The 13,813-nt window shown below is 74.0% G+C and carries 10 protein-coding genes; all 10 read left to right on the forward strand.

The genetic code is table 11. The features are described 5' to 3' along the window. Positions 1-1,260, forward strand: a complete 1,260-nt coding sequence (folK, locus tag CTE05_RS16830; RefSeq protein WP_146847491.1) for a 2-amino-4-hydroxy-6-hydroxymethyldihydropteridine diphosphokinase — start codon at positions 1-3, stop codon at positions 1,258-1,260. Then, positions 1,260-1,751: a DUF3180 domain-containing protein gene (locus CTE05_RS16835; protein ID WP_146847458.1), complete on the forward strand. Its 492-nt coding sequence runs from the start codon at positions 1,260-1,262 to the stop codon at positions 1,749-1,751. Before folK ends, CTE05_RS16835 begins: the two co-directional genes overlap by 1 nt. A gap of 20 nt (positions 1,752-1,771) precedes the next feature. Further along, a complete protein-coding gene (locus CTE05_RS16840; RefSeq protein ID WP_146847459.1) occupies positions 1,772-2,281 on the forward strand; it encodes a PH domain-containing protein in 510 nt (169 codons plus the stop codon). Continuing rightward, the gene (locus CTE05_RS16845; protein WP_246123709.1) at positions 2,278-3,906 is read left to right on the forward strand and encodes a PH domain-containing protein; all 1,629 of its coding nucleotides are present in this window, start codon (positions 2,278-2,280) and stop codon (positions 3,904-3,906) included. The genes CTE05_RS16840 and CTE05_RS16845 overlap by 4 nt, the downstream gene beginning before the upstream one ends. Continuing rightward, on the forward strand, positions 3,903-4,880 hold the full coding sequence (locus CTE05_RS16850) for a Rossmann-like and DUF2520 domain-containing protein (protein WP_146847460.1): 978 nt from the start codon (positions 3,903-3,905) through the stop codon (positions 4,878-4,880). The genes CTE05_RS16845 and CTE05_RS16850 overlap by 4 nt, the downstream gene beginning before the upstream one ends. Further along, positions 4,877-5,782, forward strand: a complete 906-nt coding sequence (panC, locus tag CTE05_RS16855) for a pantoate--beta-alanine ligase (protein WP_146847461.1) — start codon at positions 4,877-4,879, stop codon at positions 5,780-5,782. Before CTE05_RS16850 ends, panC begins: the two co-directional genes overlap by 4 nt. Next, on the forward strand, positions 5,779-6,222 hold the full coding sequence (panD, locus tag CTE05_RS16860; RefSeq protein WP_146847462.1) for an aspartate 1-decarboxylase: 444 nt from the start codon (positions 5,779-5,781) through the stop codon (positions 6,220-6,222). Before panC ends, panD begins: the two co-directional genes overlap by 4 nt. After that, a complete protein-coding gene (locus CTE05_RS16865; protein ID WP_146847463.1) occupies positions 6,219-7,913 on the forward strand; it encodes an L-aspartate oxidase in 1,695 nt (564 codons plus the stop codon). Before panD ends, CTE05_RS16865 begins: the two co-directional genes overlap by 4 nt. Before the next feature lie 166 nt (positions 7,914-8,079). Then, complete coding sequence (locus tag CTE05_RS20635) at positions 8,080-12,852, forward strand: endo-1,4-beta-xylanase (RefSeq protein ID WP_146847464.1); 4,773 nt, start codon at positions 8,080-8,082, stop codon at positions 12,850-12,852. A 54-nt stretch (positions 12,853-12,906) separates the two neighbouring features. Beyond that, positions 12,907-13,800 carry a carboxylating nicotinate-nucleotide diphosphorylase gene (nadC, locus tag CTE05_RS16875; RefSeq protein WP_146847465.1) on the forward strand — a complete coding sequence of 298 codons (894 nt, stop codon included), beginning with the start codon at positions 12,907-12,909 and terminating at the stop codon, positions 13,798-13,800. Positions 13,801-13,813: the final 13 nt, after the last annotated feature.

A 13,813-nucleotide genomic window follows, 5' to 3' on the forward strand; every position in this document is an offset into this window, starting at 1 on the left:
ATGAACGACGAGAGCCGTCAGGACGCGCTGGACACCAGCGGGCGCCGGCTCGACCAGATCAGGCTGACGGGCATCACGGCGCTCGGCTACCACGGTGTGTTCGAGCACGAGCGGCGTGACGGGCAGACGTTCGTCGCGGACGTCGTCGTCCACCTCGACACACGGCGGGCCGCGGCGCGCGACGACCTCGCGCACACCCTCAACTACGGCGAGCTGGCGGAGCAGGTCGCGGCGGTCCTGTCGGGCGAGCCGGTCGACCTGATCGAGACCGTCGCGGAACGCATCGCGGCGACGGTCCTCGCGTCGGGCGTCGTGCAGGCGGTCGACGTGGCCGTGCACAAGCCGAACGCCCCCATCCAGGTGCCGTTCGGCGACGTGGTCGTCGCCATCCACCGGGACCGCTCCAAGCTGCCGGCAGCCGAGCCCTACGTTGCCCGCCCGGTCGCCGAGCCGGAACCGTCGTCACGACCGGTCCCGACGTCGACCGCGACGTTCCCGGTGACGCCGGCACCCGGCGCGCCGGTCGTGGCGTCCGGTGCCTGGTCCGATGCGGTCGCCCCCGCCCCCGGCGGGTTCTCCCAGGGCCCCGACGGCCCGTCGACCGAGCTCGAGCCGGTCCCGGCGGGCGAGGCGCTCGTCGTCGGCGAGGTCGTCACCGACGTCCTCGACGTGGAGCCCGACGGACCGGTCGAGGTCGTGCTGGCCCTCGGGGCGAACCTGGGACCGGCCCAGGACACCCTCCGGGACGCCGTGACCGACCTGGCACGGACCCCCGGGATCGAGGTGCGCGACGTGTCGGCGCTGGCGCGCACGTCCGCGGTGGGCGGGCCCGAGCAGTCCGACTACCTCAACGCGGTCGTGCTGGCGCAGACCACGCTCGCACCGCGCGCGCTGCTGCGGGCCACGCAGGCGATCGAGCAGGCGCACGGGCGGGAGCGGCACGAGCGGTGGGGCCCGCGCACGCTGGACATCGACATCGTGCTGTACGGGTCCGTGCTGGCGGTGACGGACGACCTCGAGCTCCCGCACCCGAGGGCCCACGAGCGCGCGTTCGTGCTGCAGCCGTGGGCGCAGGTCGACCCGGACGCGGTCCTGCCCGGGCTGGGCGGGGGACCGGTCGGGGCGCTGGCCGCGACCGCTCCCGACCGCGACGGCGTGCGCTGGCTGGCGCTCGACTGGCTGACCACGGCGATCCCCGCGGTCAGCGGTGACACCGGGGCCGTCCCCGCCGGACCGGGTGCGGAGGCCCAGGACACGTGATGCAGCGCACGCGCTGGCAGACGCTCCTGCTGGTCACCGCCACCGCGGCTGCGGTCACGTGGATCGTGCTGCGCGCGGTCGCGGGCCGCGGCGGGATGCTGCCGACCGTCCCTCCCCTCGTGGTCGCCGTCGAGCTGCTCATCGCCGGTGTCGTGTTCTCCATGGGCTGGGCCGTCCGGCAGTTCCTGCACGGCAAGCGACCGCTGCTGAACCCGATCCGGGCGGCACGGACGGCGGTGCTGGCCAAGGCGTCGTGCTACACCGGCGCGCTGCTCGCGGGGTGGTACGGCGGTCAGGTGCTGGCGCTGGTCGGCGACCTGAGCGTGCCGGGGAACGGGTCGCGGGCGATCGCCGCGGGCATCGCGACGGCCGGTGCCGTGGTGCTCGCGGTCGTCGGTCTGGTCGTCGAGTGGTTCTGCCGCGTGCCTCCACCCGAGGCAGGGGCGGAGACGGCGCACGAGCGACCTGCGCCGGATCCCAGCGCCCCCTGAGCGGGTGGAAGGATGGCCTCATGACCTCCGACGCCGTCCCCGGCACCCGCGAGCCGTTCGACCCGACCGACGTCACCTGGACGCCGGTGTCGAGCAGGCTCATCGGGGCGCGCCTGACGGTCACGGGCATCGTGCTCGGTCCGGTCCTCGTGCTGCTGGTGCTCCTGGCGGTGCTCGTCGGGGCCGCGTGGCTCTGGGTGTTCCCGGCCGCGGTGGTGCTGCTCGTCGGGTGGATCCTGTGGCTGGTGCCCCGACAGGTGCGCGCCCTGGCGTACGCGGAGCGCGCCGACGACCTGCTCGTGCGCCGCGGCATCATGTTCCGCTCGCTCGTCGTCGTGCCCTACGGCCGGATGCAGTACGTGGACGTCAACGCGGGCCCGATCGCCCGCAAGTTCCAGATCGCGTCGGTCCAGCTCCACACGGCGTCGTCCGCCACGAGCGCGTCGATCGAGGGTCTCCCGCCGCACGAGGCCGCGCGCCTGCGCGACCGGATGGCCTCCCGCGGCGAGGCGCGGCTGGCGGGGCTGTGACCAGCACCCCCGGCACGCCGGCCAGCCCTCCCGGCCCGCCGCTCGGCCCTCCCGGCCCGCCGCCCAGCGTCCCCGGTCGGCCCTCCAGCGCGCCCGACGTCGACACCACCAGGGACGAGGACGTGACCGGCTGGCGCCGGATGCACCCCGTCACCCCCGCGCTCAAGGGGTGGAAGGTCCTCGTCGCCGTGCTGGCGATCGGCTGGTTCCAGGCGGGCGAGAACATCGAGCAGGCCATCGACCTCCTCCAGGGCCGGGGGTTCCTGCTGATCATCGGCGGGTTCCTGCTCGTCGGCCTCATCGGCTTCGGGTACTCGGCGGTGGCGTGGCGGGTGACCCGGTTCGCGGTCACCGACGAGGCCGTGCACCTGCGCACCGGCATCCTCTTCCGCCAGCAGCGCCAGGCGCGCCTGGACCGGTTGCAGGCCGTCGACGTGGTGCAGCCGCTGCTCGCGCGGCTTGTCGGTCTGGCCGAGCTCAAGCTCGAGGTGGCCGGCGGCAGCGGGTCGGCCGTGTCGCTGGCGTTCCTGCGCGAGGCGGAGGCGGAGGCCCTGCGCGCCGAGCTGCTCGCCCTCTCGGCCGGCCTGCAGCGTCCCGGCGTTGTCGCGGTGCAGACGCCGGTCGACGGCACCGTGCCGGACGTGGCGGGCGCACCGGCCGTCCCCGTGCCGTTCGAGGTCGCCCCCGAGCGCGAGGTCTACGAGCTGCCGATGGGCCGGCTGGTGAGCGCGACGCTGCGGTCCGGCACGGTGCCCGTGCTGCTCCTGATGATCGCCGGTGCGATCACGCTGGCCGTCGTGTCCCGGGACATCAGTGCGGCGTTCGTGCTCGTCGCGCCCCTGTTCGCCGGGGTGACGTTCGTGTGGAGCCGCATCAACCAGGGCGCCAACTTCCGCGCCGCGATCTCGCCCGACGGCATCCGGCTGCGGCACGGGCTCACGGAGGCGCGCGCGCAGACCGTCCCGCCCGGGCGGGTGCAGGCGATCCGGCTGCGGCAGGGTCCGCTGTGGCGCGGGCCGGACTGGTGGCGCGTCGAGATCAACGTCGCCGGGTACGGCCAGGGTGACCAGCAGCAGCGGGACACCGTCCTGCACCCCGTGGCGACGCGCGGTGAGGCGATGACCGCGCTCTGGCTCGTGCTGCCGGACCTGGGCGTGCAGGACCCGACGGCGCTCGTGGTCGCTGCGCTGACCGGGACGGACGAGCAGGACGGGTTCACCGTCGCGCCGCGCCGGTCGCGCTGGGTGGACCCGGTCGGGTGGCGGCGGCACGGGGTGCGCGTGACCGAGCGGGCGCTGGTGACCCGGTCGGGCCGGATCTGGCGCAGCGTCGACGTCGTCCCGCACGAGCGCACGCAGTCGCTCGGGCTCGAGCAGGGACCGATCCAGCGTCGGCTCGGCCTGGCGTCGTTCGTGCTGCACTCCACGCCCGGGCCGGTCGCGCCACGGGTCAACCACCTCGACGCCGGGGTCGCTGCGGCGCTGCTCGACGAGCAGGCCGAGCGGGCGAGGACCGCACGGGCGACCGCGACGCCGGAGCAGTGGATGCGGGCGGTCGGCGCACCGACCCCGACGACGAACGCGGAGCCGACGAACGCGCCCCCGGCCGCCGGAGCGGGCGCGTGACCCCACCGGACCCGGCGAGCAGGCCGGGCCGGCTCGGCGTCGGCGTGGTCGGCTCGGGCCGGGTCGGTGCGGTGCTCGGCAGTGCGCTGCGGGCCGCGGGCCACCCGGTGGTGGCGGTGTCGGCCATCTCGGAGGCGTCGCGCGAGCGGGCGGCGACGCTGCTGCCGGGTGTGCCCGTGCTGGACATCCCCGAGGTCGTCCGCCGCTCCGAGCTGGTGCTCCTCACGGTCCCCGACGACGCGCTGGCGGACCTGGTGCGCGGGCTCGCGGACCTGGGCGCGTGGCAGGTCGGGCAGATCGTCGTGCACACGTCCGGGCGGTTCGGGGTGGACGTGCTGGCGCCGGCGCGGGCGGCGGGGGTCATCCCGCTGGCGCTGCACCCGGCGATGACGTTCACGGGCACGTCGCTGGACCTCGCACGGCTGGTCGGCTGCTCGTTCGCGGTGACGGCCCCGGCGCCGGTCCTGCCGATCGGGCAGGCGCTCGTCGTGGAGATCGGCGGGGAGCCGGTGGTGCTGGCGGAGGAGGCCCGCGGGCTCTACCACGCGGCCCTCGCGCACGGCGCGAACCACCTGGTCGTCCTCGTCGCCCAGGCCGCGCAGGCGCTGGCGGCGGCGGGGGTCCCCGACCCGGGCCGCATGCTCGGTCCGCTGCTGGAGGCGGCGCTCGACGGTGCGCTGCGCGCGGAGTCGGCCGGCGGGTCCGGGGCGATCGCCGCGCTGACGGGTCCGGTGCGCCGGGGCGACGCGGGGACGGTCCGGGAGCACGGTGTGGCGCTCACCACGTTCGCGGCGACCACGGGGGCGGTCGACGTCGTCGCGGGATACCGTGCCCTGGCGCGCTCGGCGACCGGGCGCGCGCTGGCGGCGGGCCTGATCTCCTCGGCCGCCGCGCAGGAGCTGCTGGACGGCATCACCGAGGATGCCGGGGCGTTGCAGGTGGAGGACGGGCCGGACCCGCAGGAGGACGAATGACCACGCAGACCACGACGCCGACGCTCGTGCACACGCGCGAGGCGCTGGCGGCGGCGCTCGCCGTGCAGGACGTGCAGGCCGTGCCGCGCACGGAGGGGTTCGCGGGGACGGCGCACTCCGCCCGCCCGCACCGTCGGGCGGTCGTGATGACGATGGGCGCGCTGCACGCCGGGCACCTGTCGCTGGTCGCGCGCGCACGGGAGCTGGCGGACGCGGTCGTCGTGACGATCTTCGTCAACCCGCTGCAGTTCGCGCCGTCCGAGGACCTCGCCCGGTACCCGCGTGACCTGCAGCGGGACCTCGCGCTGCTGTCCGGGCCGGGTCTGCTGGGCCCGGACGACATCGTCTTCGCCCCCGGTCCGGAGGTCGTCTACCCGGACGGTGACCCGGTCGTGCGGGTCAGCGCGGGCGAGATCGGGGACGTGCTCGAGGGGGTCAGCCGGCCGGGCCACCTGGACGGTGTCCTCACGGTCGTGCTCAAGCTCCTGCACCTGACCCGCCCGGGGGTGGCGCTGTTCGGGGCCAAGGACGCGCAGCAGCTCGCGGCGGTGCGGCGGATGGTCCGCGACCTCGACGTGCCGGTGGTGGTCGAGGCCGCGCCGATCGTCCGCGACGAGGACGGGATCGCGCTGTCGAGCCGCAACGCCTACCTCAGCGACGACGAGCGTCGCCGGGCGCTCGGGCTCTCGCGTGCGCTGCGGGCCCGGGGGAGCGCGGAGGAGATCCGCGCGACCGCCCGCGCCGCCCTGGCGGGCACCGACGTCGACTACGTGGCGCTGGTGGACCCCGTGACGTTCGCCGAGGTGCCCGCGGACTTCGTCGGCGAGGCCCTGCTGCTGGTCGCGGCGACCGTCGGGACGACCCGGCTCATCGACAACGGACTCGTGGAGGTGGGCGCGTGACGTCGCTGGTGCGCACGATGATGACCGGCAAGATCCACCGCGCGACCGTGACCCAGGCGGACCTGCACTACGTCGGCTCGATCACGGTCGACGCGGACCTGCTCGCCGCGGCGGACGTGCTGCCCGGTCAGCAGGTGGACGTCGTCGACGTCACCAACGGCGCTCGCCTGACCACGTACGCGATCGCGGGGGAGCCGGGGTCGGGCCAGGTCTGCATCAACGGTGCGGCCGCGCACCTCGTGCACCCGGGGGACGTCGTCATCCTCATCGCCTACGGCCAGCTGTCCGACGCGGAGGCCCGCACCTACGAGCCGCACGTCGTGCTGGTCGACGGTGCCAACCGGGTGGTGGCGGTCGGGGACGACCCCGGCCAGGTCCCGGACGACTGGCCGGACCTGCAGTCGAGCGGGATTCCGTTCGCCGCGGGCCGCGCGAGGTGACCCGGCTCGCGACGCGGCTGGCGGCCCCGGAACCGGGCTGGACGGTCGAGGCCGACGCGGTCGTCGTCGGCTCCGGCATCGCGGGTCTGACCGCGGCGCTCGAGCTGCGCACCCGCGTGCCGCGCGTCCTGCTGGTCACCAAGGACATCCTCGCGTCGGGGTCGACCGTGTGGGCGCAGGGCGGCATCGCGGCCGCGCTGGACCCGTCGGACTCGCCCGCCGCGCACCTGCAGGACACCCTCGTCGCGGGCGCCGGACTGTGCGACCCGCGCGCGGTCGAGGTGCTGGTCACGGAGGGTCCGCGGCGCGTCCGCGAGCTCGTCGCGCGCGGCGCCGTGTTCGACACGGCAGCCGACGGCAGCATCTCGCTGACCCGCGAGGGCGGGCACCACGCCGACCGCATCGCGCACGCGGGCGGCGACGCGACGGGCGCGGAGATCTCCCGCGCGCTCGTCGCGCAGATCGAGGCGGTGCGCGACGACCCGGGCATCGAGGTCATCGAGCACGCGCTCGTCCTCGACGTGCTCACGGGTCCGCCGGGACCGGACGGCAGGCCCGGGCGCGCGTGCGGCGTGACGCTCCACGTGATCGGCGAGGGGCAGCGCGACGGGGTCGGTGCCGCGCTGGGCCGCGCGGTCGTGCTCGCGACGGGCGGCATCGGCCAGGTCTACCGCTCGTCCACCAACCCGGCGCAGGCCACCGGGGACGGGATCGCCGCGGCGCTGCGTGCCGGGGCGGTGCTCGGGGACGTCGAGTTCGTGCAGTTCCACCCGACGGTGCTCTGGCTGGGCTCGGGCGTGAAGGGGCAGCTGACGCTGGTGTCCGAGGCGGTCCGGGGCGAGGGTGCGCTGCTGCTGGACACCGACGGTGTGCGGTTCATGCCCGACGTGCACCCGATGGCCGAGCTGGCTCCCCGGGACGTCGTCGCGCACGCGATCGTCCGGCGGATGACCGAGACCGGTTCCGACCACGTCTGGCTGGACGCCCGGCACCTCGGCGACGAGTTCCTGCGCTCCCGGTTCCCGACGATCAACGACCGGCTCCTGGAGCACGGCATCGACATGACGACCGACCTCGTCCCCGTCGCGCCCGCCCAGCACTACCACTCGGGTGGCGTGGTCACGGACCTCGTCGGTCGGACCAGCCTGCCCGGCCTGTACGCGGTGGGGGAGACGGCGTGCACGGGTGTGCACGGCGCCAACCGGCTGGCGTCGAACTCCCTGCTCGAAGGCCTCGTGTTCGCCAGCCGTGCGGCCAAGCACATCGCCGCGCAGGTGGGCAGCGGCGTCCTCACGCCGCTCACGCCGGTGGCCCGGCCGGGCGACGAGGCCCTCGTCGCGGCGGCGTCGCGCGCCCGCGTGCAGCGGATCGCCTCCGACGGTCCTGGTCCGCTGCGGTCCGGCGACGGGCTGCGCCGGGCCGTGGCCGCGCTCGCGGCCGTGCCGACCGACGCGCACCTGCGCACCGACGAGGGCCGGCGCCTGGCCGCCCCGCAGGTGGCCGAGTGGGAGACGACGAACGTGCACCAGGTGGCGACCGTGCTGACGGCGGCCGCGCTGGAGCGTGAGGAGAGCCGCGGCGGGCACGCGCGCAGCGACTTCCCGGCGACCGAGCCGTCCTGGCGGGTGCGGCTGGAGCTGTCGTTGGGCGCCGAGGGCGACCTGGTGTCCCGGCGGTCCTCGCCGGCCTGAGAGGGACGTTCTCACCCACAAGGGTGACATTCCGACACTATCGGCATAACGATCGATACCGATCGAGAGTTTCGATACCTCCAGCTCTGGTCTCCTGCGCGGACGCTGCTTACCCTCTCCCCAGGATCGCCCGAACCAGGGCATACGTCTGCGCAAAGGAGCGTCGATGAGACACGCACGATCGCCACGGAATCGTTTCGAAACTATCGGGGTCGCGCTGACCACGGCACTCGCGCTCGCGGCGGTCCCCGCCACGGTGGTCGCCACCGGGACGGCGGCACTCGCCGCGGACACGACGCTGGTGTCCACGGACTTCACCGACGGCACCCTCGGCGGCTGGACGCAGAGCGGCGGTCCGACGCTGTCCTTCGTCGACGTGGACGGCAACCAGGCCCTCCAGGTCGCCAACCGCACCGAGGACTTCGACGGCATCCAGACCCCCGCCGGACTGTTCGCGGACGTCGAGCCCGGCACGGTCCTGACGCTGTCGATGCGGGCGAAGCTCGCGCCGGAGACGGTCGGCTCCGCCGGGGTGCGCCTCGTCGTGAAGCCTGCCTACTCCTGGGTGGGCAACACCACGATGACCGCCGACGCGTGGACCACGGTGACCGGCACGTACGCGGTGCCGGCCGACGCCGACCCCGCGCAGCTGCAGGTCTACATCGGCACCGGCGCCCTCGACGGCCCGTACACCTACCTGGTGGACGACATCGCGATCACGGCCCCGGCCTCGTCGACGGAGACCACGCTGGTGTCCACCGACTTCACCGACGGCACGTACGCCGACTGGGCGGCCAGCGGCGGCGCGACGCTGTCGGTGGTCGACGTGGAGGGCAACCCCGCCCTGCAGGTGGCCGACCGCACCGAGGACTTCGACGGCATCCAGACCGCCGCCGGCCTGTTCGCGGACGTCGAGCCCGGCACCGTCCTGACGCTGTCGATGCGGGCGCGGCTCGCGCCGGAGACGGTCGGCTCGGCCGGAGTGCGCCTCGTCGTGAAGCCCGCGTACTCCTGGGTGGGCAACACCACGATGACCGCGGACGCGTGGACCACGGTGACCGGCACCTACGAGGTGCCCGCCGACGCCGTCCCGGCAGAGCTGCAGGTCTACATCGGCACGGGCGCACTCGACGGGCCGTACACGTACCTCGTCGACGACATCACGATCACCGCCCCGGCCGGCGACGGCCCGGGCGAGACGCCGGACGTCCTGCCCGGTGGTGCGCTCAACCCCACGACCACCCCGGTCAGCGCCGCGCAGGGCACCGGCAACCGGTCGGCCCTGACGTTCGACGACGGCCCCAACGGCGCCGACACCACCGAGCTGCTGGACTTCCTGGCGGCCAAGGACATCCAGGCCACGTTCTGCGTCATCGGCCAGAACGTCCAGGCCCCGGGTGGCGCGGACCTCCTGAAGCGGATCGTCGCCGACGGTCACACGCTCTGCAACCACGGCACGTCCTACGACGTCCTCGACGGCACGCAGGCGGAGGTCGCGCAGGACCTGGCCGACAACCTGACGATCATCCGGACCGCCCTGGGCAACCCGTCGGCGCAGGTGCCGTTCTTCCGAGCGGCCAACGGCGTGTGGACGACGGCGAACCAGAACGCGGCCGTCGCACTCGGCATGCAGCCGCTCGCGGTGATCAACACGATCTCCGACTGGGAGACCCAGGACGAGGCCACGCTCACCGCCAACCTGCGTGCGGCCATGAAGCCCGGCGAGGTCGTGCTCCTGCACGACGGTGGCGGCTCGCGGGCCGGCACGGTCGCGGCGGCGAAGACCGTCATCCAGGAGCGCCTCGACGAGGGGTGGACGTTCACGCTGCCCGCCGTCACGCTCGCGCCGAGCCAGCCCCCGGGCACCGCGGTGATCAGCGCCGACTTCGAGGACGGCCTGCAGGGCTGGGTCCCCCGCGCGACCGGGGACGGCCAGGGCACGCTCGCCGTCACCGGCGAGCTCGCCCACGGCGGCGCGCAGTCGGCGCTGCTGACCGCGCGCACGTCGCAGGGTCACGGCATCGGCTTCGACGCCACGGGGGTGCTCATCCCGGGCACCAGCTACGAGTACTCCGCCTGGGTGCGGTTCGCGCCCGGCCAGACCGGCGACGAGATCTGGCTGAGCCTGGCCCGCACGGTGGGCGAGAGCACCTCGTACGACACGCTCAAGCAGTTCACGGGCATCTCGAACAGCGAGTGGGTGGAGGTCACCGGCACGTTCCAGATGGCCGCGGCCGACTCGGCGCTGCTGTACTTCGAGACGCCGTGGGAGAACGGCGACCCCGGCAACACGTCGGACTTCCTCGTCGACGACATCGTCGTCAAGGTCCAGGACCCGCTGCAGGTGCAGGACCTCGCGCCGATCAAGGACTCCGTCGACTTCCCGGTGGGCGCGGCGATCGACAGCCGTGAGCAGACCGGGGCGCAGTCGGAGCTCCTGCTCCGGCACTTCGACCAGGTCACGTCGGAGAACTACATGAAGCCCGAGGCCTGGTACGACGCCGAGGGCACCTTCACGCCGCACCCCGAGGCCGACGCGATCATGCAGTACGCGCAGGACAACGGGATCGCCGTGTACGGGCACACGCTGGCCTGGCACAGCCAGACGCCGGCCTGGTTCTTCCAGGACGAGGCGGGGGCTCCGCTCACGACGAGCGAGGCCGACCAGCAGGTGCTCCGGGACCGGCTGCGGACGCACATCCACGCCGTCGCGCAGCACCTGAGCGACACGTACGGCGCGTTCGGCAGCGACACCAACCCGCTGGTCGCGTTCGACGTGGTGAACGAGGTGGTCAGCGACAGCGGCGAGTTCGCCGACGGGCTGCGTCGCAGCGAGTGGTACCGGATCCTGGGCGAGGAGTTCATCGACCTGGCGTTCCAGTACGCGGACGAGTCCTTCAACGACGAGTTCGCCGCCGCGGGCGCCGACCGTCCGATCACCCTGTTCATCAACGACTACAACACCGAGCAGGGCGGCAAGCAGGTCCGCCTGCACGCCCTCGTCGAGCGCCTGCTCGAGCGCGGCGTGCCGGTCGACGGCGTGGGCCACCAGTTCCACGTCAGCCTCGCGATGCCGGTGTCCGCGCTCGAGACGGCCCTCACCGCGTTCGAGGACCTGCCGGTCGTGCAGGCGGTCACCGAGCTCGACGTCACGACCGGCACGCCGGTGACCGACGGCAAGCTCGTCGAGCAGGGCTACTACTACCGCGACGCGTTCCGGGTCTTCCGGGCGCACGCCGAGAGCCTGTTCTCGGTCACGGTGTGGGGCCTGACCGACGGCCGCAGCTGGCGCAGCGACGCCGGCGCACCGCTCGTGTTCGACGACCTCCTGCAGGCGAAGCCCGCGTACTACGGCATCGTCGACGGCGAGCTGCCCGCCCGGCAGCGTGCGGCGAACGTCTTCGCCGAGGACGTGCCGCTGTCCGACGAGACGTCCGACGTCCGGTGGTCGCAGCTGCCGCTGAACGTCCTCGACGACTCGACCGCCTTCCAGCTCCGCTGGGCGCCGGACAATCTGACGGCGTACGTCACGGTCGACGACGCGACCGCGGAGGCGACCGACGCGATCGAGATCGCCTACGCGGGCCAGACCGTCACGTTCGGCCGGGACGGCTCGGGCGACGTCGACGGTGTGGTCACGGAGCGGGACGGCGGCTACGACGCCGTCGTCAAGCTCCCGCTCGCCACCCCGGTGGCGGAGGGCGGCACGGTGCCGTTCGACCTGCGGGTCACCGACGGTGCCGACACCGTCGCGTGGAACACGCCGGGCGCGACGGGCACCCTCACGCTCGTCGAGGCGCTCTCGTACGCCGAGGTCCCCTCGGTCGCGACGGCGCCGACGATCGACGGCGACACGGATGCCTCCTGGTCCGACGCCGTCTCCGTCCGCACCGACAAGCAGACCAACGGCACCGGCGGCGCGACGGCGGAGGTCCGCACCCTGTGGAAGGACAACACGCTGTTCGTGCTCGCCGAGGTCACCGACCCGGTCGTGGACGTCACGGGCTCCGACCCGTGGATCCAGGACTCGGTCGAGATCTACGTGGACGCGGGCAACTACAAGAACGGGTCCTACCGGTACGACGACACGCAGATCCGGATCAGCGCGACCAACGTGGTCTCGTTCGGCACGGGTGACGAGGCGTTCCAGCAGAACCGGCTGGTCAGCGCCACACGGCTCACCGACACCGGCTACGTGGTGGAGGCGTCGATCAGCCTGCTCGAGGACGGTGGTGCAGGCAGCTTCCAGGGCGTGGACTTCCAGGTGAACGACGCCAGCAACGGCGCGCGCACCTCGATCCACAACTGGGCCGACCCGACGGGCGCCGGCTACCAGAGCACCGCGCGCTGGGGTGTCCTGCAGCTGGTCGAGGCGGGCGTCCCGTCGTCGGCGACCACGCTGACGGCCGCGCCGTCGAGCCAGGTGTTCGGGTCGTCCTCACGGGTCACGCTCACGGCGACGGTCACGGCCGACGTGCCCGTGGCCGGTCCGGTGGAGTTCGTGGCCGGGGACACCGTGCTCGGCACGGCGACGCTGCGGAACGGCAGCGCGAGCCTGCGGCTGCCGGGGTCGACCCCGGCGGGCAGCTACGAGGTCGTCGCCCGGTTCGCCGGTGACGACACCGTGGCGGGCTCGGAGTCGGCGGCGGTGACGGTGGTCGTGGAGAAGGTGACCACGACGACCGGGCTGACCGTCACGCGCGGGTTCCTGTTCATCCCGTCGGTCGCGTTCGTGACGGTCGCGACCAACAACGGCAGGGTGCCGTCCGGGACGGTCGAGATCCGCGAGGGCACCAAGGTCGTCAAGCGGCTGAACGTGGTCCTCGGCATCGCGATCGGCACGGTGCCGTCCGGCAAGCACACGTACACGGCGACGTTCGTCCCGAGCGACACCGCGAACGTGAGCCCGAGCACGAGCGCACCCGTCAAGACCCGCTGACGGTCGGTACCGGGCCCGCGTCCCTCCTGGACGCGGGCCCGGTAGCGTGACGGCGTGACCGTGCCGACGCCCTCCCTCGACCCCGCCTGGATCGCCCGGACGGTGACGATCGCCCTCGACGAGGACCTCGGTCCGGTGCCCGGTCGGGACGTGACGACGCAGTCGACGATCCCGCCGGAGGCGACGGGCGCCGCGGACCTGGTGGCCCGGCAGGACGGGGTCGTCGCGGGACTCGTGGTGGTGCCGGAGGTGGTCGGGCAGGTCGCGGCGCGGCTCGGGCTGCCGGTGCCGACCGTCGACCAGCGCGTGCCCGACGGCACCCGGGTCGTGCGCGGTGACGTGCTGGCCGTGCTGACCGGACCCGTGCAGGTGCTCCTCGTCGCGGAGCGGACGCTGCTCAACCTGGCGTCGCGGGCGTCGGGCGTCGCCACCCACACCCGCCGCTGGGCGGACGCGCTGGAGGGGACGGGCGCGCTCGTCCTGGACACGCGCAAGACGACTCCGGGGCTGCGGGCGCTGGAGAAGTACGCCGTGCGCTGCGGCGGGGGGACCAACAAGCGCATGGGGCTGTACGACGTCGCGATGGTCAAGGACAACCACGTGGTCGCGGCGGGATCCGTCTCGGCGGCCGTCGCGGCCGTCCGGGACAGGTACCCCGAGGTCACCATCCAGGTCGAGGCGGACACTCTCCACCAGGCGCTGGAGGCCGTCGCGGCCGGCGCACGCTTCCTGCTGCTCGACAACATGCCGACGCCGCTGCTCGCGGAGGTCGTCACGGCGGTGCGGGCCGTCGACCCCGGCGTCGAGCTGGAGGCCACCGGGAACCTCACGCTCGACCGCGCGCGGGAGGTCGCCTCGACGGGCGTCGACTACCTGTCGGTGGGCGGGCTCACGCACTCGTCGCCGATCCTCGACCTCGCGCTCGACCTGGAGCCGGTCGGCCGGTGACGCGCCGGTAAGA

This window comes from Cellulomonas terrae (assembly GCF_007990265.1).
GTDB classification, from domain to species: Bacteria; Actinomycetota; Actinomycetes; order Actinomycetales; family Cellulomonadaceae; genus Cellulomonas; species Cellulomonas terrae.